Here is a 21,129-nt window from a genome sequence, read left to right as displayed (position 1 = left end):
GCGCCCTCTTCGGCCTCGCGTCCCCGGGGGCGGTCCAGCGTTCCTCCCGGTGCCTTCGCGCGCCCTTCCGCAGGCCGCCCTCCGCGGGTGCTCCGCGCTTCCCTCACCTCGCTCCCCGCGAAAGGCCTTACCTGTCATGCGTCAGATGTCCGTCATATCCCGTCGGGTGGCCGCGGCCGCCGTCAGTGTGGTCCTGGCCGGCGGCGCGGCGGCGTGCGGCCCGGAGAAGAGCGGCGCCGAGGGCGGCGGCGCCGACGGCGCGCCGAAGAAGGGCGGCACGCTCACGGTCCTCAACCGGGCGCCGCAGAAGCAGTTCGACCCCGCGCGCCTGTACACCTCCGGCGGCGGCAACATCCCCTCGCTCGTCTACCGCACGCTCACCACCCGCAACCGTGAGAACGGCGTCGAGGGCACCAAGGTCGTCCCCGACCTCGCCACCGACACCGGCACCCCCAGCGACGACGCGAAGACCTGGACGTACAGGCTCAAGGACGGGCTGAAGTACGAGGACGGCACGCCCATCACCTCCGCCGACATCAAGTACGGCGTCGAGCGCTCCTTCGCCGCCGAACTCTCCGGCGGCGCCCCCTACTTGCGCGACTGGCTGATCGGCGGCGACACCTACCAGGGCCCCTACAAGGAGAAGAAGGGCCTCGACTCCATCGAGACGCCCGACGAGAAGACCATCGTCTTCAAACTCCGCAAGTCCGAGGGCGACTTCCCCTACTTCGCCACCTCCACCCAGTTCGCGCCCGTACCCAAGGCCAAGGACACCGGCGCCGCGTACGCCGAACGCCCGGTCTCCTCCGGCCCGTACAAGGTCGTCAAGAACGTGGGCGACGGCGAGCAGCTGACCCTCGAGCGCAACCCCCACTGGTCCGAGGACACGGACAAGGAGCGGCACGCCTACCCCGACCGCATCGAGGTCAGGTCCGGGCTGTCCCCGGCCGTCATCAACCAGCGGCTGTCCACCGGCTCCGGCGCCGACGCGGCCGCCGTGACCACCGACACCAACCTCGGCCCGGCCGAACTCGCCCAGGTCACCGGCGACAAGAGGCTCGCCGCCCGGGTCGGCACCGGCCACTTCGGCCAGACCAGCTACCTGGCGTTCAACCCCACGGTCAAGCCCTTCGACGACCCGAAGGTCCGCCGGGCCATCTCGTACGCGATCAACCGCACCAGCGTCGTCAACGCCGCCGGCGGCTCCTCGCTCGCCGAGCCCACCACGACCTTCCTGCCCCGCCAGAAGCCCCTCGGCCACACGCCGTACGACCACTTCCCGGCGGGCGCCAAGGGCGATGCGGCCAAGGCCAGGGAACTGCTGAAGGAGGCCGGTCACGAGAGGGGCCTGGAGATCACCCTCACCCACTCCACCGCCCAGGACTTCGAGACCAGCCCCGAGATCGCGACCGCGGTCCAGGCCGCGCTCAAGGACGCCGGGATCACCGTCAAGCTCGAGGGCCTGGAGCCCAACGACTACGACGAGAAGATCCACAGCGTCGACAAGCAGCCGGGCCTGTTCATCGCCCACTGGGGCGCCGACTGGCCCTCCGGCGGCCCGTTCCTCGCGCCGATCTTCGACGGCCGGCAGATCGTCAAGGACGGCGCCAACTTCAACACCGCCCGCCTCGACGACGCCAAGATCAACGACGAGATCGACGCGATCAACAAGATCACCGACCATGACGCGGCCGCCGAGCGCTGGGGCGCCCTCGACAGGAGGATCGGCGAGCAGGCCCTGACCGTGCCGCTGTTCAACCCGGTCTACAAGCGCCTGTACGGCAAGGACGTCAAGAACGTCGTCATCAGCGACTGGACCGGTGTCCTCGACGTCTCGCAGGTCGCGGTCAAGTGAGCACCGAACTCCTCCTCACCCGGGAACCGGAGGCGGGAGCCGCTCCCGCCTCCGGCGCCCGGCAGGTATGGCGACGGCTGAGGGCGCGCAAGGCCGCGCTCGCGGCCGCCGCCGTGCTGGGCCTGCTCGTCCTCCTCGCCCTGTTCGCGCCGCTGCTGGCCGCGCTCGAGGGCCAGGACCCGAACACCTACCACGACGCCCTCGTCGACTCCGCGCGCGGCGGCGTGCCGTTCGGCGACCTCGGCGGCATCAGCGCCGAGCACTGGCTGGGCGTCGAACCCGGCACCGGCCGCGACCTGTTCGCCCGCCTGGCCTACGGCGCCCGCGTCTCGCTGCTCGTCGCCGTCGGCGCCACCCTCATCCAGATCCTGATCGGCGTCGGCATCGGCCTGGCGGCGGCCCTCGGCAACCGCCTCGTCGAGAGCGTGCTCACCCACGTCACCGACGTGATGGTGGCGATGCCGCTGCTGGTCTTCGCCATCGCCCTGATGGCCGTCGTCCCCGCAGGCTTCCCCCGCCCGGTCCTGCTGGCCGTCGCCATCGGACTGCTGCAGTGGGGCGGCATGGCGCGCCTGGTCCGCGCCCAGACGCTGACCCTGAAGAAGCTCGACTTCGTCTCCGCCGCCCGCCTCACCGGCGGCTCGTCCTGGCGCACCGCCCGGCGCGAACTGCTGCCCTCGCTCGCCGCCCCCGTCATCACCTACGCGGCCGTCCTGCTGCCCACCAACATCGTGCTCGAGTCGAGCATGTCCTTCCTCGGCGTCGGGGTGAAGCCCCCGACCCCCTCCTGGGGCCACATGCTCTCCTCGGCCACCACCTGGTTCCGCGCCGACCCCATGTACGTGCTGCTGCCCGCGCTCATGCTGTTCGTCACCACGCTCGCCTTCACCGTCCTCGGCGACGGGGTGCGCGCGGCGCTCGACCCGCGCGAGGCCTCCCGGCTCGGCGCCGGCAGGAGCCGGCGCAAGGCCCGTACGAGCGGCGCGGGAGGCGCGGCATGACCGGATACCTGCTGCGACGCGCCCTCGGCGCGCTCGCCGTCGTCCTCGTCCTCACCGCCGTCGTCTACGCGACCTTCTACATCGCCCCCGGCGACCCGGCCCGCCTGGCCTGCGGCCCGCGCTGCAACCCCGAACAGATCGCCCAGGTCCGCGAACAGCTCAACCTCGGCGACCCGGTGTACGTGCAGTACTGGCACTTCCTGCAGGGCATCGTCGCCGGGCACGACTACTCCACCGGCGCCGGCGTGCTGCACTGCGACGCACCCTGCTTCGGCCTGTCGTACCAGAACAACCAGCAGGTCACCGACATGATCGTCGAGCGGCTGCCGGCCACCGCCTCGCTGGCGGTCGGCGCCATGGCCGTCTGGCTGCTGCTGGGCACCGCCACCGGCCTGCTCTCCGCGCTGCGCCGCGGCGGCGCGACGGAACGCGTCCTGACCTGGCTCACCCTCGCCGGGACGGCCACCCCCGTCTTCATCAGCGGCCTCGGCCTGCTGATGCTCTTCTGCGCCTACCTGGCCTGGCTGCCCTTCCCGTCCTACGTGCCGCTCACCGAGGACCCCGAGCAGTGGGCCTGGAACATGCTGCTGCCCTGGGCCGCGCTCGGCCTGCTCGAGTCGGCGAAGTACGCCCGGCTCACCCGCAGCTCCCTGCTGGAGACGCTGGCCGAGGACCACATCCGCACCTTCCGCGCCTACGGCGTCACCGAACGGTCGCTGATCGGACGGCACGCGCTGCGCGGCGCCGTCGCGCCCGTCATCGCGCTGACGGCGGCCGACTTCGGGTCGATGTTCGGCAACGCGGTACTCACCGAGATGATGTTCGGCCTGCCCGGGATCGGGCAGCTCCTGGTGAACGCCACCAAGAGCCTCGACCTGCCGGTGGTCGTCGCCGTGGTGACGGTCACCGGAGCCGCCGTCGTCGTCGCCAACATCGTGGCGGACGTGCTCTACGCCGTCGCGGACCGAAGGGTGGCCCTGCGATGACCGCCGAACCCCTGGTCGTCGTCGACGACCTGACCGTCACCTTCCCCGCCCGCGGAGCCGGCGACGGGTCCGGCGGCGGGCTCGTACGGGCCGTCGACGGGCTGTCCTTCACCCTGCCGCCCGGCGGATCCCTCGGCATCGTCGGCGAGTCCGGCTCCGGCAAGTCCACGGCCGCCTACGCGCTGCTCGGACTGCACCGGGGCACCGGAGCCGACGTCACCGGCACCATCACCGTCGCAGGCCACGACGTGACGGCCGCCGGCGAGGCGGAACTGCGCCGGCTGCGCGGCGGGGTCGCCGCCATGGTCTTCCAGGACCCGCTCTCCTCCCTCGACCCCTACCAGTCCATCGGCGACCAGATCGCCGAGGTCCACCGCGTCCATCACCGCGACGCCTCCCGCCGCGCCGCGCACGAGCGGGCACGGCAGGTCCTCGACCGGGTGGGCATCCCGGACGCCGCCCGCCGCGCCCGCTCCCGCCCGCACGAGTTCAGCGGCGGCATGCGCCAGCGCGCCCTCATCGCCATGGCCCTCGCCTGCGAACCCCGCCTCCTGATCGCCGACGAGCCCACCACCGCCCTCGACGTCACCGTCCAGGACCGGATCCTCGGCCTGCTGCGCGAGCTGCGCGCCGAGACCGGCATGGGCCTGATCCTGGTCACCCACGACCTGGGCGTGGCCGCCGGCAGCGTCGACGAGCTGCTGGTGATGAAGGACGGACGCGCCGTCGAGCACGGCCCGGTGCGCGAGGTGCTCGGCACCCCGCGCGCGACCTACACCCGCGACCTGCTCGCGGCCGTCCCGCGCGTGAACGTCCGCCGGGATCCCCCGCGCGAGCCCGCCGGCGCGCCCGGCGACGAACGCCCCGTCCTGCTGGAAGCCTCCGCCCTGCGGCGGCAGTTCGGGCGCGGCGGCAAGGCCGTCACCGCCGTGGACGGGGTGTCGCTGACCCTACGGGCCGGCGAGACCGTCGGCATCGTCGGCGAGTCCGGCAGCGGCAAGACCACCCTCGGCCGGATGCTGGTGCGCCTGCTGGACGCCACCGGCGGCGAGCTGCGCTACCGCGGCCGCGACATCGGCGGCCTCAAGGAACGCGAGCTGCGCCCCTTCCGCAGCGAACTGCAGATGGTCTTCCAGGACCCCGTCGCCTCGCTCAACCCCCGCCGCAGCATCGGCGAGTCCATCGCCGACCCGCTGCGGGCCGCCGGGGAACTGGGTGACCATCAGATCGTCGCGCGGGTAAGGGAACTGCTCGAGCGCGTGGGCCTCGACCCCGGCGCCTACCACCGCTACCCGCACGAGTTCAGCGGCGGCCAGCGCCAGCGCGTGGGCATCGCCCGCGCCCTGGCCCCCGAGCCCCGGCTGATCGTCTGCGACGAGCCCGTCTCCGCGCTGGACGTCACCACCCAGGCACAGGTGGTGCGGCTGCTGGGCGAGTTGCAGCGCGACCTGGGACTGGCCCTGGTCTTCATCGCCCACGACCTCGCCGTCGTGCGCCAGGTCAGCGACCGGCTCGTGGTGATGCGCGGCGGGCGGATCGTGGAGGAGGGCCCGGCCGACTCCGTCTACGACAACCCCCGCCACGCCTACACCCGCGACCTGCTCGCGGCCGTGCCACTGCTCGAACCGGCGGAAGCCGCTGCATAGCGCGAGACAACGCCCCATCTGTCGGAAAGTCACTTCTGTTCACCCCTTCCGGTGGCGCGACGGACAACCGTCCGCCGCGCCACCGGCCGACGCGCATAGCGTGCACCCCGCTGCCGTAACGGCGGCTGCCGACAAGGGAGAACGGGGGTGCGTTCGTGCGTGTGGGACTGCTTTCCGAGGGCGGGTATCCGTATGCCGCCGGCGAGGGCGGGGAGTGGTGCGACCGGCTGGTGCGCGGACTCGGCCAGCACGACTTCGAGCTCTACGCCCTGAGCCGCAGCGCCCGCCAGGAGGACAGCGGTTGGCACGCGCTGCCCGGCAACGTCCGCCGCGTACGGGCGGCCCCGCTGTGGGGCGGACCGGCACCGGGAAGCGTGGGGAGCGCCTACGGCTCCTACGGACGTGAACAGCGGCGCCGCTTCGCCGGGCACTTCGGCGACCTGGCCGCGGCGATCACACTGCCCGGTGACCAGGCGTACCGTTTCGCCGACGGCCTGCACGGACTCGCCGACCTCGCCCGCGACGAAGGCGGCCTCGCCGCCGCGCTCCGCTCCGAACTCGCCCTGCGCACCCTGGAGACCGCCTGCCGCGCCCCCGGCGCCCACCCCGCCGCCTACGGCACCAAGGTTGCCGACCTCCTCGTCGTCTCCGGCTTCCTCGAACGGGCCCTGCGTCCGCTCTCCCTCGACTGGTACGGCAGCGCCGACGGCGACCGCGGCCTCGCCGCCGTCGACCTCTGCCACGCCACCTCCGCCGGACCCGCCGCCCTGCCGGGCCTGCTGGCCAAACGCTTCTTCGGCACCCCCCTGCTCGTCACCGAGTACGAGGTCCACCTCCGCGAGTACTACCTGGGACACGCCCAGGAACGCGCCGACGGGCTCTCCCTGCCCGTCCGCACCCTCCTGTCCGCCTTCCACCGCCGCCTCGTCGCCCAGGTCTACGCCGAGGCCGCCCTGGTCACCGCCGGCGACGGACAGGCCCGCCGCTGGCAGGAGCGCTGCGGCGCCGACCGCGCCCGGCTGCGCACCATCCACCCCGGCATGGACGCCGGCCTCTACGAAGAAGTGGGGGAGGGCGGCCCGGACGCCGGACCCGCCGGCGGCGACGGCCCCGCCCTGGTGTGGGCGGGCGGCGACACCGAACCCCACCTGTGGGAGGCCCTGGCCGCGATGCGCGTCGCCGAGCCGGGCATCCGGCTGCGCGTCATCGGCACCCCACCCGAATCCGGCAGCACCCCCGAAGGCGTCACCTTCACAGCGGCCGCCGGACCCGAGGACTACGCGGCGGGCGACGTCGTCCTCTGCGGCGCCGGCGACGGCTTCCCCGTCGCCCTGGCCGAGGCCATGTTCTGCGGCCGCGCCACCGTCTCCCCGGACACCGGCGCCGTCCGCGAAGTCATCGGCGGCACCGGCCTGGTCGTCCCCCCGCGCGACCCGCACGCCCTCGCCGAGGCCTGCCTGGCCCTGCTGCGCGAACCCGAACGCCGCGCCCGGCTCGGCGCCGCCGCCCGCGCCCGCGCCCTCGAGCTCTTCACCGTCGAACAGAACGTCTCCGCCTTCGGCGCCCTCTACCTCGAGGTCCTCTCCCGCACCCCCGTCCAGCACCCCGCCCCCGATCCCTCCGTGCCCTTCTCCCACGCCGCCGGCTCCCAGCCGCCGCTGACCGTCTCCCCGCGCGCCGCCTCCCCCACCTGGGCAGGACGCCCATGACCACCTCGCTGCGACCCGGCGGCCACACGGCCCGTCCCGTCGGCATAGCCGAGGACACCACCGGCGATACCCCGGCGACGGACCAGCCCCCCGCCGGGGCGCCGGCCGACCCCGTGAAGGCACTCCTCCACCGCCACCACGCCCTGTGCGCCGGCGCCGTCGACCCCCTGGAGATCGCCGCGGGCCTGGAGGCACACGGCATCTGCGACCGGACGGCCGCCGAATACCGCCACCGCGACGTGTTCACCCTCGCCGAAGAACTCCACGCGCGCGTGGAGCGAGGAGAACAGCCGCACGAGGCAGCCGGCGAGCAGCCGCGGACCGCACCGGCGGGCGACGGACCCTGCGCGGTCCTGCGCGACGGCTGGGGCACCACCGGATCACTGGCCTGGCTGTGGCTGCTCGCCTACGGGCTCGTCGGCGACTGCCTGCTCGTGCTGCTGCTCCACGGCAGGCGGGGCCTGGCCGCGCGGGCACTGGTCTCGGCCGCCGTGGCCGTCGCCGCCCCGACCGCGCTCGCCCTGGCCTGCGCGGTGGCACCCGCCGCCTGGTGCGCCCACTGGTTCGCCGGCCGCACCCGCCGCGTGCTCGCCGCCAGCCGCGGCCTCAAGGAGTACGGCCGCACAGTACGGCCCGCCCTCCTGGCGGCCGTCGTGCTGTTCGTGGCCGCCCTGCTGGCCTGCCTGTGGCCCGCCCGCACCGCCCTGCCCGCCACCGCCCCGGCCGGCGGCCTGCCCGCCACCCCGCCCCCGCTCGCCTACACCGCCCTCGCCGCGCTCGGCGGGCTGTTCTTCCTGGCCCGGCTGCTCGCCGCACACGGTCTGGCCAGGCCCGCCGTCGCCGCCACCCTCACCGCCGCCGTCGCCGAAGCCGTACCGCTGGGCACCCTGCTCGCCGCCCGGCTGCCCGGCTGCGAGGCCCTGCGCTGGCCCGTCGGCTGGGCGGCCGGCGCCTTCGGCCCCGCCGCCGTACCGCTCGTCGCCTGCGCGCTGCCCGCACTCGCCCTGCTGGCCCACGCCTTCCCCGCCCTGTCCCGGGCCTCGGTCCACGGACGCGGCGACCACGCGCGCGTGCCCGGCTCCGCACGTCCCCCGGGGGCAACCCCTGTGCCGCAGGCACAGTGAAGGAGCCCTCGCCCGGTGATCCCACACCCCGTCAGAGGAGAGCAAGGAAGATGACCGTTCACCCCCTTGGCACCACCGGGCGAGAGCGAGGGCACGACCGATGAGGGTCCTGCTGCTCGGCGCCAACGGCTACCTGGGCCGCTTCGTGGCCGACCGGCTGCTCGCCGACCCCGCCGTCCAGCTCACCGCGCTGGGCCGCGGCGACGACGCGGACGTCCGCTTCGACCTGGCCACCGGCAGCCCCGGCGCGCTCACCCGCTTCCTCAACGCCGTCCACCCCGGCGTCGTCATCAACTGCGCGGGCGCCACCCGGGGCGGGGCACGCGAGCTGGCCCGGCACAACACCGTGGCCGTCGCCACCGTCTGCGAGTCGCTGCGCCGCAGCGGCTGCGGCGCCCGCCTGGTGCAGCTCGGCTGCTCCTCCGAGTACGGCCCCTCCCAGCCCGGCTCCTCCACCGCCGAGGACGCCGTGCCGCGCCCCGGCGGCCCCTACGGGGTGAGCAAGCTCGCCGCCACCGAACTGGTCCTCGGCTCCGGCCTGGACGCCATCGTGCTCCGCGTGTTCTCCCCCGTCGGACCCGGCACCCCGGCCGGCTCGCCGCTCGGCCGGCTCGCCGAGGCCATGCGCCGGGCCATGCAGAGCGGCGACAACGAACTCAAGCTCACCGGACTGGGCGTCCAGCGCGACTTCGTCGACGTCCGCGACATCGCACGGGCCGTCCACGCCGCCTCCCTCTCCGCCGCGCAGGGAGCCGTCAACATCGGCACCGGCCGGGCGGTGCGCCTGCGCGACGCCGCCACCCTCCTCGCGCGCGTGGCCGGCTTCGGCGGCGCCCTCCACGAACTCGACGACCCCCACCTGGGCACCCCGCCCGCCTACCCCTACCCCGACGGCTGCGGCAGCTGGCAGCAGGCCGACGTGCGCACCGCCCGCGACCGGCTCGGCTGGCGGCCGCGCATCGGCCTCGAGGAGTCACTGGCCGACATCTGGATGGAGGCGGCATGTCGTATCTGATCTCCCCGGGCCACCGCCGCGCCCTCTCCGCCCGCAAGGCCCCCCTCCGGCTCGCCGTCCCCGGCTTCGCCCACCCCCTGGTCGCCCCCGCCGAGTGGGGCGGCCTCCAGCGGGCCGGGCTGCCGCTGGACTGGGTGGTCCTCGGCGGCAGCTCCCTGCGCGAGTCCGGCGGCGTCACCGGCGGCCCCGGCAGCCGGCAGGACCCCTACTGGCTGTCGGCCGCCGTACCGCTGCGCACCGCCGGCGTCCGCGTCCTGGGCCACCTGGACGCGGGCTTCGGCTCCCGCCCGTTCGGCGAACTCCTCTCCGACGCCCAGCGCTTCCTCAACTGGTACCGCGTCGACGGCTTCGCCCTCGCCCGCTGCCCGGCGGACGCGGCCGGACTGCCGGAGACCCGGCGCGTGATCGGCGCCCTGCGCACCCTGCTCGACAAGGCGCACATCGTCCTCGGGCACGGCACCCACCCCGGCCCCGGCTACGCAGCCCTCGCCGACCAGCTGATCACTTTCTCCGGCCCCTGGTCCCGCTACCGCTGGTCCCAGGCCGCCGAGTGGACCGCCGAGCACCCGCCGGAGCGCTTCTGCCACCTGGTCCACGGCGTACCGCGCTCGCACCTGGACGAGGCGCTGCGCATCGCCCGCTGGCACGGCGCCGGCACGATCTACTTCACCGACCGCACCGACCACGACCAGGTGGATCCCTGGGAGTCCCTGCCCGGCTACTGGGACGAGATCGTCTCGCGCATCGGACCGGGTGTCTCGGAATGAGACGGGGCGTGGCAGGGTTACAGGGGAAGACCAGAACGCTGCCTCTATGTTCCCCGCGTCCGTGGGGATGACCCTGGAGACCCCGTGTCGCTGCCACCCTTGGTCGAGCCGGCCGCCGAGCTCACCGTCGACGAGGTCCGTCGGTACTCACGCCACCTGATCATCCCGGACGTCGGGATGGACGGGCAGAAGCGCCTGAAGAACGCCAAGGTGCTCTGTGTGGGTGCCGGCGGCCTCGGTTCCCCCGCCCTGATGTACCTGGCCGCGGCCGGTGTCGGCACGCTGGGCATCGTGGAGTTCGACGAGGTCGACGAGTCGAACCTGCAGCGCCAGATCATCCACAGCCAGGCCGACATCGGCCGGCCGAAGGCCGAGTCGGCCCGGGACAAGGTCCTGGGCATCAACCCCTATGTGAACGTGGTGCTCCACGAGGGGCGGCTCGAGGCCGACAACGTCATGGAGATCTTCTCCCAGTACGACCTGATCGTGGACGGCACGGACAACTTCGCCACCCGCTACCTGGTCAACGACGCGTGCGTGCTGCTGAACAAGCCGTACGTCTGGGGCTCGATCTACCGCTTCGACGGGCAGGCGTCCGTCTTCTGGAGCGAGCACGGCCCCTGCTACCGCTGCCTGTACCCCGAGCCCCCGCCGCCCGGCATGGTCCCCTCGTGCGCCGAGGGCGGCGTGCTGGGCGTGCTGTGCGCCTCGATCGGCTCGATCCAGGTCACCGAGGCCATCAAGCTGCTGGCGGGCATCGGCGAGCCGCTGGTCGGCCGGCTGATGATCTATGACGCCCTGGAGATGTCCTACCGCCAGGTCAAGGTCCGCAAGGACCCCGACTGCGCGGTCTGCGGCCCCAACGCGACCGTCACCGAACTCATCGACTACGAGGCCTTCTGCGGCGTCGTCTCCGAGGAGGCCCAGGAGGCGGCCGCCGGCTCGACGATCACTCCCAAGCAGCTCAAGGAGTGGATCGACGACGGCGAGAACATCGACATCATCGACGTCCGCGAGCCCAACGAGTACGAGATCGTCTCCATCCCCGGCGCCCGGCTGATCCCCAAGAACGAGTTCCTGATGGGCAACGCGCTGCAGGGGCTGCCGCAGGACAAGAAGATCGTCCTGCACTGCAAGACCGGTGTCCGCTCGGCGGAGGTGCTGGCCGTGCTGAAGTCGGCCGGATTCTCCGACGCGGTGCACGTGGGCGGCGGCGTGATCGGGTGGGTCCACCAGATCGAGCCGCAGAAGCCGGTGTACTGACCCGGGCCGGTCCCGGGCTCGTCCGGCGCCCCCGTCCGCTTCGGCGGGCGGGGGCGCCGGCGTTTCAGGAGCAGGTCGTCCCGTCCTTCGGGGGCTTCCCTTCGAGCAGCTGCGCGTTCACGGCCTTCGTCGCGCACTCGTTGACCCCGTAGGTGCCGTGGCCCTCGCCCTGGACCGTCAGCCGCACGCCGACGCCCTTGCCCAGCCGCTCGGCCATCCGCTCGGCACCGGCCACGGGCGTCGCCGGGTCGCCCGCGTTGCCGACCACCAGGATCGGCGCCGCGCCCGGCGCGCTCACCTCGGGGTTCTTCCACTTGCCGGCCACCGGCCAGTCCGTGCACGACAGCAGGGACCAGGCGGCGGACTCGCCGAAGACCGGAGAGGCCGCGCGGAACTCCGGCAGCCGGCGCCTGACGTCCTCCACGGTGTAGCGCTGCTGGGCGTCCGCGCAGGAGATGGCGCGGTTGGCCGCCTGGAGGTTGCTGTAGCGGCCGTCGGGGCTGCGGCCGGAGAGCGAGTCGAAGAGCAGCAGCAGGGTGTTGCCGGTGCCCTTGCCGATGGCCTCCTGCAGGCCGGCGGTCAGGTACTTCCAGCTCTCCTCGGAGTACAGCGCGGCCGCGATGCCGTTGACCGCCTCGTCCTGCGTGAGCTTGCGGCCCTGGGCGGTGGGCAGCGGCTTGGCGTCGAGGTTCTTCAGCAGCGTGGTGATCTGCTCCTGGGTCGGGCAGCCGCCGCCCGTCGCGCCCGTGCCCTTCGAGGCGCAGCCCTTCAGGTAGTTGTCGAGGGCGAGCTGGAAGCCCTTGGTCTGGCCGAGGTTGCCCTGCACCGGGTCCTGCGTCGGGTCCACGACGGCGTCGAGCACCGTGCGGCCGACCTTCCCGGGGAACAGGTGGGCGTAGACGCCGCCCAGCTCCGTCCCGTAGGAGATGCCGAAGTAGTGCAGCTTCTCCTCGCCGAGCGCGGCGCGGATCCGGTCCATGTCCTTGGCGGCGCTGATGGTGTCCACATGGGGGAGCACCTTCGAGGAATTCTTGGCGCACGCGTCGATGTACGCCTTGTTCGACGCGAGGGTTGTGCGGAGCTCGGCGTCGTCGTCGGGCGTGCCGTCGATCTGGAGGGACTCGTCCAGCTCCTTGTCGCTCTGGCACCACACCCCGGCGCTCTCGCCGACCCCCCGCGGGTCGAAGCTCACCAGGTCGTAGCGGGCCCGCAGCGTGGTGTAGGTGTCGGCCAGGCCCGGCAGAGTGGCCACGCCGGAGCCGCCGGGTCCGCCGAAGTTGAAGACGAGCGAGCCGATGCGGTCCGACTTCTGCGTGGCCCTGGCCCGGATCAGGGCGAGCTCGATCTTCTCGCCGTCCGGTTTCGCGTGGTCGAGGGGCACGGGCAGCTTCGCGCACTCCCAGCCCTTGCCGGGCGCCTTGCCGCCGCCCTGGGCCGCGGTGGGGGCGGAGCAGGCGCTCCAGCGCAGCTTGGCGGCGGCCCCGTTCCTGTCGTCGGTGGCGCTCTTGCCGCCCGCGTCGCTCTTCTGCCCGTCGCCGCCGCACGCCGTGGCGGTCAGGACGATCGCGAGGGCGGCGGAGGCGAGGGCGACGGCCCTTGGCCGGTGGGGACTCATTCCACCGACTCTACGGTCGGACCCACGGGCTGAATCCCCCGCACCCCCGGCGTACGGTCGTCAATCAGAGGGAGCGCGGGGGCGTACACGTGACCGGTGGCGGTCGCCGTGGCCGCCGAGGCGGGCGCGGTCGGTGGTACGGCCGTGCGCGACGCCGCGGCCGTGGCGCTGGGGGGCGGCCGGTGCTCGGGCTTCTCCAGCGGCCTGGACTGGGTCTGCCACAGCGCCACCAGGGCTGCCAGCAGGGCCGCGATGGCCAGGGCTCCGGTGAGCAGCCGGGCCCTTCTGCCCCCGTGTTCGTCCTTGTGCTCGGTGGTCCGGGACATCTCTTCCCTCCCCCCACGTCGCCGCCCACCCGCGGGACGACAACCGGGGCGACGACAACCGGGACGTTCCGTGCGGAACTCCTGTGCGGGAGATGGTAGTGCGGGCCACTGACATTCGAGCCGGCGGAGCTCGGCGGGGTTCGTATTACCGGTGTGGTGTGCTAACGGGTGCTATCGGTCCTATCGGTGCTATGACCACACCTATGTGTACACCTATGAACACACCTTATTGGGTCCTGGAACGGTGCCTTCCAAGAGGTATGCGTCGACTGTGCTCTTCACACAGGCATTGCCGCTGTCGTACGCCCCATGGCCTTCGCCCCGGTACGTCATCTCCACCCCGACGCCCGGACCCAGCTCCTGGACCATCTTGCGGGCTCCCTCGTAAGGAGTCGCCGGGTCACCGGTGTTGCCGACCACCAGGACGGGTGCCGAGCCCTTCGCGCTCACATCGGGCGTCCGCCATTCGCCCTTTACGGGCCAACCGGTGCACTGCAGAAGGCTCCACGCCATGAAGTCGCCGAAGACCGGCGACACCTTGCGGAACTCGGCGACCTTCTTCTCGACCTCCGCCGCCGTGTAGCGCTGGGCGAAGTCCGCGCAGGTGATGGCGGTGAGCGAGGCCTGCAACGAGCTGTACCTGCCGTCCTGGCCACGGCCGTTCATGGCGTCGCCGAGCGCGAGGAGGATCTTGCCGTCGTTGTTCTCGGCGTCCTCGACACCTTCGGTGAGGTAGTCCCAGAAGTCCCTCGAGTACAGGGCCTGGGCGATCCCGCTCGTGGCGAGCGACTGTGTCAGGTCGCGGCCCCCGCCGCCGGGCACCGGCCGCTTGTCCAGGCGGTCGAGCAGGCCGGTGACCTGAGGCTCGGTCGGGCAGTTGTCGGACGTCCGCACGCACGCCGTCATGTAGTTGCCGAGCGCCAGCTGGAACCCTCCCGCCTGCGCGAGGGCGCTCTGCACCGGGTCGCTGGCCGGGTCCACCACCGCGTCCAGCAGCGCCCGGCCCACCTTCTTCGGGAACAAGTGCGCGTAGACGGCTCCCAGTTCCGTCCCGTACGAGACGCCGAAGTAGTGCAGCTTGTCGTCGCCCAGCACCTGCCGCATCAGGTCCAGGTCGCGGGCGGCGTTCGACGTGCCGACGTACGGGAGGATCTTGCCGGACCTCTTCCGGCACCCCGCCGCGTACCTCTCGATCCGTTCGACGAGTGCCTTTTCCTCGTCGCGGGTGGCGGGGGTGGCGTCGGACGCGTAGTAGGCGTCCAGCTCCTTGTCGCTCATGCAGGTCACGCCGTTGCTGCGGCCGACCCCGCGGGGGTCGAAGCTCACCAGGTCGTAACGGGTGCGCAGGGTGCGGTAGTCGTCGGAGAAGGCGGGGAGCGTGGTGATGCCGGAGCCGCCGGGTCCGCCGAAGTTGAAGACGAGCGAACCGATGCGGCGGGCGGGGTCGGTGGCCCTGGCCCGGATCATGGCGATGCCGATCGTCTCGCCGCCGGGGCGCGCGTAGTCCAGGGGCGCGCGCATCGTCGCGCACTCCCACTCGCGGCCCGGGGGGCTGCCGGCCGCCTCGCCGCCCTCGCTGCGGCTGGGGGGCGGGCAGGGCTTCCAGTCCAGCTTCTGGGTGGTCGAGGCGTTCGCGGTGTCCGCCGGGTCCTCTCCGCGGTTTCCGCCGTCGCCGTTGCAGCTCGCGGTCGTGAGGGCGAGCAGCGCGGCGGAGAGCAGGGCTGCCGCCCGTACGGGTCTGGGCCTGGGCACGGCTCCATCCTCCGGGCGGGGTGGGGCACGCGCGCGTGGGGCGAGGCGTACGGGTTAGGGGGTGTCCCCTAGGGAGCCGCGGCCTCTCAGCGAGGGACGAACCTCACCTCGGTTGCTTTGACGCTGATCCAGACCGGGGTGCCCTCCGCCAGGGACAGGTCCGTTGCCGCCGCGGGCGTGATCTCGGCGACCACGTCCGGTTCGCCGGTGATGTGCACCCGCACTCTGCTGCCGTGCGTCGTGAGTTCGTCGACCTTGCCCTCCCAGACGTTGCGCGCGCTCGTGCCGGTGGGGGGCGTCGTGTGCAGTGACACCGCTTCGGCCGGGACCACCGCCAGGCCGGCGGTCGCCGGCGTCCGGGGTGGGTCCGCCGTGGTGAGGCTCGCGCCGTCGTCCAGGAGGAGGGTGCGTTCCGCCGTCGCCCTCGCCGGCCAGGCGTTGTGGCCGAGCATGCGGGCCGTCCAGGGGGAGCGGGGGTGTCTCGTCAGCTCGGCCGGAGTGGCGTACTGGGTCGTGCGGCCGTCCTCGACGACGAGCACGTGGTCGGCCAGGGACACGGCCTCCAGGGGGTCGTGGGTGACGATCAGGCATACGCCGGGGAAGTCGGCGAGGTGCGTGCGCAGGGTGTGGCGGACCTGGGCGCGGGTCGACTGGTCCAGGGCGGCCAGGGGCTCGTCGAGGAGGAGCAGCCGGGGGTTCGCCGCCAGGGCGCGGGCCAGGGCCACGCGTTGGGCCTGGCCGCCGCTGAGTTGGCCGGGCCTGCGGTGGGCGAGGTCGGCCACACCCAGGCGGGTCAGCCAGTGGAGGGCCTGGGCATGGGCCTCGGGCGTGGGCGTGCCGTGGGCCCGTAGGCCGTACGCGGTGTTCGCCAGGGCGGTGAGGTGGGGGAACAGGGCGCCGTCCTGGGGAACCCAGGCGATGCGGCGGCGGTGGGGTGGGATGGCGGCCACGTCCGCCGTGCCCAGCTCGACGGGGCTCGCGGTTGCGCGGGAGGTCAGGCCCAGGAGGGCGCGGAGCAGTGTTGTCTTGCCGGCGCCGTTGGGGCCCACCACGGCGATCGTCGTGCCGGGCGGTGCGTCGAGGGTTGTCTCGACCGCGCCCGTGATCGTGGTGCGCAGGGGGTGCGGGGTGGTGCGACCGGGGTGCGGGGTGGTGCGCAGGGGGTCCGGGGTGGTGCGGGGCCTGGCCGGGACGGGCCCCTCCGGGCCGCCCCGGCCCCTCCTGTCCGTTCGTGACTGCGGATTCAGCCAGTGGCCGCGCAGGACGAGCAGGACCGTCGTCGCTATCGCCAGGAGGAGCAGCGATACGGCCGTGGCGCCTTCAGGGTCGTCCTGCAGGAGGAGGTAGACCTGCAGGGGGAGGGTTTGCGTTGTTCCGGGGAGGTTGCCCGCGAACGTGATCGTCGCCCCGAACTCGCCCAGCGCCCGCGCCCAGCACAGGGCCGCCCCCGCGAACAGGCCCGGCGCGATCATGGGCAGCGTGATCGTGCGGAAGACCCTCAGGGGGGACGCGCCCAGGGACGTCGCCGCTTCCTCGTAGCGGGGGTGCAGCGTCGTCAGGGCTCCCTCCAGGCTGATCACCAGGAACGGCATGGCCACGAATGTCGACGCCATGACCGCGCCCGCTGTCGAGAACGGGAGCGTTGTGCCGAACCACTCCTCCAACGGAGGGCCCAGGATTCCTCTTCTGCCGTAGCCCTGGAGCAGTGCCACCCCTGCCACTGTCGGTGGCAGCACCATCGGGAGCATCACCAGGCAGCGGACCAGTGCCTTGCCGGGGAAGTTCGTTCGCGCCAGGAGCCAGGCCAGCGGCACGCCCAGGACCAGGGACAGCAGGAGTGCCCATGCCGACACGATCAGGCTGAGTGTCAGCGCCTCCGTCACCTCGGGGCGTGTCAGGCGCGCGGGAAGCGTCTGCCACGGCGTGCGCGCCAGGATGCCTGCCAGGGGGAGGAAGAGGAACGCCACCGCCAGCGCGGCCGGTAGCGCCAGCGGTAGGGGAGTGCGCTGCCTCATGGCCGCTGGAAGCCCGCCGCGCCCAGGAGCTTCCGGGCCTCCTCCGACGTGAGCCACTTGACGAAGTCCGCTGCCTTCTCGGCGTGCTGCGAGCCCTTGAGCGTGGCCGCCGGGTATGCCGCCACCGCGTTCTGGGCGTCCGGGACCGTGACGGTCGCGACCTTGTTCCTCGCCGCCGTCGCGTCGGTCACGTAGACGATCCCCGCGTCCGCCTCGCCCAGGGAGACCTTGCTCAGGACGGCCCGGACGTTCGGTTCCTGCGAGACCGGCTCGACCTTGATGTGCTGCTGGTCCAGGACCTTCTTGCTGTAGCGGCCCGCCGGTACCTCGGGAGCCGCCAGGACGACCTTCAGGTCCGGCTCGGCCAGGTCCGCGAGGCCGCCGATCCTCTTGGGGTTGCCGGGGGCCGTGGCGATCGTCAGGCGGTTCCTGGCGATGGTGGTGGGCGTACTGGTCTCGTTCCTGAGGCCTTCCATCGTTTTGGTGTCCGCCGTGACCAGCGCGTCGGCCGGGACGCCCTGGCGGACCTGGGAGGCCAGTTCCTGGGAGCCCGCGAACGAGAACTTCAGTCTCGTGTCCGGGTGGGACTGCTCGTACGCCGCGCCCGCCTGCTTGAAGACGTCCGTCAGGGATGCCGCCGCCAGCACCGTGAGGGTCGTTCGCGGCTTGGCGTCGTTCGGCTCGTCCTGGGTGCCGCAGGCCGTTGCCGTTGCCAGGAGGAGGCCTGCTGCCAGGGCTGTGCGGAGGGCGGGGCGCATGTTTCTCCTCAGGCGCGGTCGATGTGCACGTTCGTGGCCTTCACCCTGGCCACGGCCTCCATGCCCACCGTCAGCCCGAGTTCCTCCACGGCCTCGCGGGTGAGGAGGGAGACCAGGCGGTGCGGGCCGGCCTGGATCTCCACCTGGGCGGCCACGTCGCCGAGCTTGACGGCCGTGATGATGCCCGGGAAGGCGTTGCGGGCGCTCGTGTACGGCTCGTCGCTCTCCTCGGCGGCCAGGGTGACCGAGAACGCCGCCAGGTCCTTGCCGTCGATCAGGCGCCTGCCCGACTCGTCACGGGTGGTGGGGATACGTCCGGCGTCGGCCCAGCGGCGGACGGTGTCGGGGCTCACGCTCAGCAGACGGGCTGCCTGCCCGATGGTGTACGACCGCATGTGCGGCACCGTATGGCGTTGTGGGTCGCAGACGCAAGGGTGATCTAGATTGCACCCTTGCGGGTGAGGTGTGTGAAGGAGGCCCAGCCGGGGAGCACCGGCAGCCACAGGGTCATCAGGCGGAACAGCAGGACCGCCGGGGCCGCCTGTTCGGCCGGCAGGCCGGCGAAGGTCAGGGCACCGGTGAGGGCGAACTCCACGGCTCCCACGCCGCCCGGTGTGGGAGCGGCCGAGCCGAGGGCGTTGGCGGTCAGGAAGACCACGGCGATGCTGGCGTAGCTGAGCTCGCCGCCGAAGGCGCGGATCGCGGCGTCCAGGCACATGACGTTCGCCGCCGTCAGCATCAGCATGCCGCCGATGCCGGCGAGCAGCTTCTGCGGGCGCTGGAGGACGTCCAGCAGGCGGGGCACCACGCCGGCGAAGAGGGAGCGCAGGCGGGTCGAGACGAACTTGCGCAGGACCGGGATCGCCGCGACGACCAGGACGAGGACCGCGGCCGTCAGCAGGCCGCCGATCACCGTGCGGGAGGGGCCGAGGGAGGAGCTGCGTTCGGTTCCGGTGACGTAGCCGAAGGACAGCAGCAGCATGATGTGGCAGGCCAGGCCGAAGAGCTGGGAGGCGCCGACGCTGGCCACGGCCAGGCCGGGGCGGATGCCCGCGCGCTGGAGGAATCGGGTGTTCAGGGCCACGCCGCCGACGGCGGCCGGGGCCACGAGCTTGACGAACGAGCCCGCGACCTGGGCGAGCACGGTGCGGGCGAAGCCCACCTTCTCGGGGACGAAGCCCAGCAGGCTGAGGGCCGCGGCGACGTAGGTCAGGGCCTGGAAGGCGACCGCGACCGCCACCCATGCCCAGTTCGCCTGGTCGATGAGGTCGCCGAACCTGATGTGGGTGAGCTGGGAGAGCAGGAAGTACGCGGCGAACGCCCCGGCCACGAAGCTGATCAGGGTGCGCGGCTTGATGCGTTCCAGGCGGACGGGCTCTATGGGGGCCTGCGGCCGGATCAACAGGACCTGGCGGCGGATCTGCGCGAGCAGATCCTCCTCGCGGGCCTCCTCCATGGCCTCGCCCAGGGCCTTCTTCTCGGCCTGCCGCTCGGCCTTGAGCGCCTTGCGGCTGACCTCGTCGGAGCGGTCCTCCTTGGCCTGGCGGGCGGCCTCCAGGACCCGTTCGCGTTCGCGCTGGGAGCGTTCGCGGGCGAGCTGGCGCAGGGTCGCGCGGCTGATGCGGCTGAGGGCCAGCGGCTGGAGGAGGGGCAGGCTGTCGGCGACGGCGTCGGGGCCCAGGACGGCCACGGCGGCGGCCACCGCGCGTTCGGCGCCGACGCGCAGGCCGAGGGTGACCATGAGCTGGGCGATGTCCATGCGCAGGACCAGGTCGCCGGCGGCGATCTCGCCGCCGCGCAGGTCGGTCAGGACGACATTGCCGGAACGATCCACCAGGAGGGCGTCGCCGTCGAGCCTGCGGTGGGCGATCCGGCGGGACTGCAGGGCCTTCACCTGGCGCCAGGCGCCGGCCATCAGCTCGTCGGTGATCTCCCGGGTGGGGGTGGCGTCGAGGGTGCGGCCGCCGACATGCTCGTAGACGAGCATGACCGCGTCCGGGCCGAGCTCGGAGGTGGCGATGAGCCGGGGCGCGTTGGCTCCGGCGGCGATGGCCGCGTACGCCAGCAGCGCCTCCTGCTCGAGGGCCTGGCGCAGGGACTGCAGGCTGCGGCGCTGGGTGATGCCGCGCAGGGCCAGGCGCTGCCAGACGCGGTAGAAGAAGCCCTGCGCCTGGTGCTCGCGGTCGACGACGGTGACGTCGAGCGGCGCGCCCTCCTCGAGCGTGACGATGTAGCGCCGGCCCCGGTCGTGCGGCAGGGAGGGCACCGTCTCGGTGTCCTCCGCGCGCAGGGCGGTGACGGGCTTGAAGCCGACGCGGCGCAGGCCGGCCAGCAGGTGCTGGCCGGTGGGGCGCACGTTGGGGGAGCCGACGGCGTAGAGGGTGCCGTAGGCGACGGTCCAGCCGATCAGGACGGTGGTGGCGATCGAGAACGGCGTGGTGTAGCCGTTGACCAGGACGGCGAACGCGTCCAGCAGGAGGACGACCCACATGGCGACGCGCCAGCGGGGGCGTCGCGACATGCCGACGGCCGTCATGTAGGCGATCACCGGTGCCAGGTAGCCGTGGACCGGGTCGGTGACGCCGCCGGTGGGCGAGGTCTGGGTGAGCGCGTCGCGGATCGAGGCGGGCGCGGCCTCGGCGACCCACAGGTCGGTGGCCAGGGACACGCCGTGCGCGAGGACGGCCGCCAGTACTCCGTCGGCGATGCGCAGGCCGTCGCGTTTGATCAGCCGTTCGATGGCGAACGCGACCGGCACGATGAAGATCGCGACGTTGGCCGCGAGCCCGGCGAAGCTGGCCAGCAGCTGGGGCGCCTTGCCGGTGCTCTCGGTGATGTCCTGTTCCAGGCCGGTGGTGGTGGCATGGGCGAAGGCGGCGAGGGCGAGCACGAGGGCGATGCCGACGATGCCCAGGAAGAGGCGGACCAGGTCGGCCGGGCGGTGGACGCGGGCGGGGAGCAGGGGCTCGTCGCCGGAGACCTTGTCGATGTGGACCTCGCCGCCTTCGCACTCGTACTCGCCGGAGGCCTCCGGTTCACCGGGGCCGGGCAGCACCTCGGGGGCGCGGGCCTCTTCCGGAGGCTGCGCGCCCTGCTGCTCGTCGGTCTCTTCTCTGTCTCGTATCACCAGTCACCGCCCGGAAGATGGTGGCATGACCGGACCGGGCAAGGGGGTATCAGGGTGCATTTCGGGGGCGCGGACTCCGGATCGTACGCCCTGTAGTGCCGGGATGCACTCTGGGTGATCTTGTGGAATGGCCGGCTCCGGTTGTTTCCGGGGGTGCTGTCAGTGCGATG

The 21,129-nt window shown here is 72.9% G+C and carries 16 protein-coding genes; 9 read left to right on the top strand and 7 right to left on the bottom strand.

Going from position 1 to position 21,129, the window contains the following annotated elements:
• The first annotated feature begins 136 nt into the window (after positions 1-136).
• From ACIG36_RS26395 to moeZ, 9 genes are all read left to right on the top strand, one after another.
• Entirely contained in the window at positions 137-1,855 is a 1,719-nt protein-coding gene (locus ACIG36_RS26395) for an ABC transporter substrate-binding protein (protein WP_399932640.1), read from the top strand.
• Entirely contained in the window at positions 1,852-2,856 is a 1,005-nt protein-coding gene (locus ACIG36_RS26390; protein ID WP_399932638.1) for an ABC transporter permease, read from the top strand. Before ACIG36_RS26395 ends, ACIG36_RS26390 begins: the two co-directional genes overlap by 4 nt.
• Positions 2,853-3,842, top strand: a complete 990-nt coding sequence (locus ACIG36_RS26385; protein WP_399932635.1) for an ABC transporter permease — start codon at positions 2,853-2,855, stop codon at positions 3,840-3,842. Before ACIG36_RS26390 ends, ACIG36_RS26385 begins: the two co-directional genes overlap by 4 nt.
• On the top strand, positions 3,839-5,488 hold the full coding sequence (locus tag ACIG36_RS26380) for an ABC transporter ATP-binding protein (RefSeq protein ID WP_399932632.1): 1,650 nt from the start codon (positions 3,839-3,841) through the stop codon (positions 5,486-5,488). The genes ACIG36_RS26385 and ACIG36_RS26380 overlap by 4 nt, the downstream gene beginning before the upstream one ends.
• A 161-nt stretch (positions 5,489-5,649) precedes the next feature.
• Positions 5,650-7,197, top strand: coding sequence for a DUF3492 domain-containing protein (locus ACIG36_RS26375; RefSeq protein ID WP_399932630.1), 1,548 nt, complete (start codon positions 5,650-5,652; stop codon positions 7,195-7,197).
• Positions 7,194-8,321: a hypothetical protein gene (locus ACIG36_RS26370; protein WP_399932628.1), complete on the top strand. Its 1,128-nt coding sequence runs from the start codon at positions 7,194-7,196 to the stop codon at positions 8,319-8,321. The genes ACIG36_RS26375 and ACIG36_RS26370 overlap by 4 nt, the downstream gene beginning before the upstream one ends.
• A gap of 100 nt (positions 8,322-8,421) precedes the next feature.
• Positions 8,422-9,336 (top strand): NAD-dependent epimerase/dehydratase family protein, encoded by a 915-nt coding sequence (locus tag ACIG36_RS26365; RefSeq protein WP_399932625.1) that lies wholly within the window; start codon positions 8,422-8,424, stop codon positions 9,334-9,336.
• Positions 9,324-10,103 carry a spherulation-specific family 4 protein gene (locus tag ACIG36_RS26360; RefSeq protein WP_399932623.1) on the top strand — a complete coding sequence of 260 codons (780 nt, stop codon included), beginning with the start codon at positions 9,324-9,326 and terminating at the stop codon, positions 10,101-10,103. The genes ACIG36_RS26365 and ACIG36_RS26360 overlap by 13 nt, the downstream gene beginning before the upstream one ends.
• Positions 10,104-10,187: 84 nt before the next feature.
• Positions 10,188-11,366, top strand: coding sequence for an adenylyltransferase/sulfurtransferase MoeZ (gene moeZ / locus ACIG36_RS26355; protein WP_399932621.1), 1,179 nt, complete (start codon positions 10,188-10,190; stop codon positions 11,364-11,366).
• 64 nt (positions 11,367-11,430) lie between these two features.
• Here the strand turns inward: moeZ and ACIG36_RS26350 are convergent, their stop codons facing one another.
• The 7 genes from ACIG36_RS26350 to ACIG36_RS26320 form a co-directional block, all read right to left on the bottom strand.
• A complete protein-coding gene (locus ACIG36_RS26350; protein WP_399932618.1) occupies positions 11,431-12,981 on the bottom strand; it encodes an alpha/beta hydrolase in 1,551 nt (516 codons plus the stop codon).
• Positions 12,978-13,307, bottom strand: a complete 330-nt coding sequence (locus ACIG36_RS26345) for a hypothetical protein (protein ID WP_399932615.1) — start codon at positions 13,305-13,307, stop codon at positions 12,978-12,980. Before ACIG36_RS26345 ends, ACIG36_RS26350 begins: the two co-directional genes overlap by 4 nt.
• A 213-nt stretch (positions 13,308-13,520) precedes the next feature.
• The gene (locus tag ACIG36_RS26340; RefSeq protein WP_399932613.1) at positions 13,521-15,059 is read right to left on the bottom strand and encodes an alpha/beta hydrolase; all 1,539 of its coding nucleotides are present in this window, start codon (positions 15,057-15,059) and stop codon (positions 13,521-13,523) included.
• Between the two features lie 86 nt (positions 15,060-15,145).
• Positions 15,146-17,074 carry an ABC transporter permease gene (locus ACIG36_RS26335; RefSeq protein WP_399932610.1) on the bottom strand — a complete coding sequence of 643 codons (1,929 nt, stop codon included), beginning with the start codon at positions 17,072-17,074 and terminating at the stop codon, positions 15,146-15,148.
• The gene (gene modA, locus ACIG36_RS26330) at positions 17,071-17,832 is read right to left on the bottom strand and encodes a molybdate ABC transporter substrate-binding protein (RefSeq protein WP_399932608.1); all 762 of its coding nucleotides are present in this window, start codon (positions 17,830-17,832) and stop codon (positions 17,071-17,073) included. Before modA ends, ACIG36_RS26335 begins: the two co-directional genes overlap by 4 nt.
• An 8-nt stretch (positions 17,833-17,840) precedes the next feature.
• Positions 17,841-18,227 (bottom strand): molybdopterin-binding protein, encoded by a 387-nt coding sequence (locus ACIG36_RS26325; RefSeq protein WP_399932606.1) that lies wholly within the window; start codon positions 18,225-18,227, stop codon positions 17,841-17,843.
• 44 nt (positions 18,228-18,271) lie between these two features.
• A complete protein-coding gene (locus tag ACIG36_RS26320) occupies positions 18,272-20,959 on the bottom strand; it encodes a flippase-like domain-containing protein (RefSeq protein WP_399932603.1) in 2,688 nt (895 codons plus the stop codon).
• Between the last annotated feature and the right edge of the window lie 170 nt (positions 20,960-21,129).

Source organism: Streptomyces sp. NPDC053048 (genome assembly GCF_044547045.1).
Classification (GTDB): domain Bacteria; phylum Actinomycetota; class Actinomycetes; order Streptomycetales; family Streptomycetaceae; genus Streptomyces.
The sequence above is the reverse complement of the archived record's forward strand: the minus strand, read 5'-3'. Positions and strand labels throughout refer to the sequence as shown.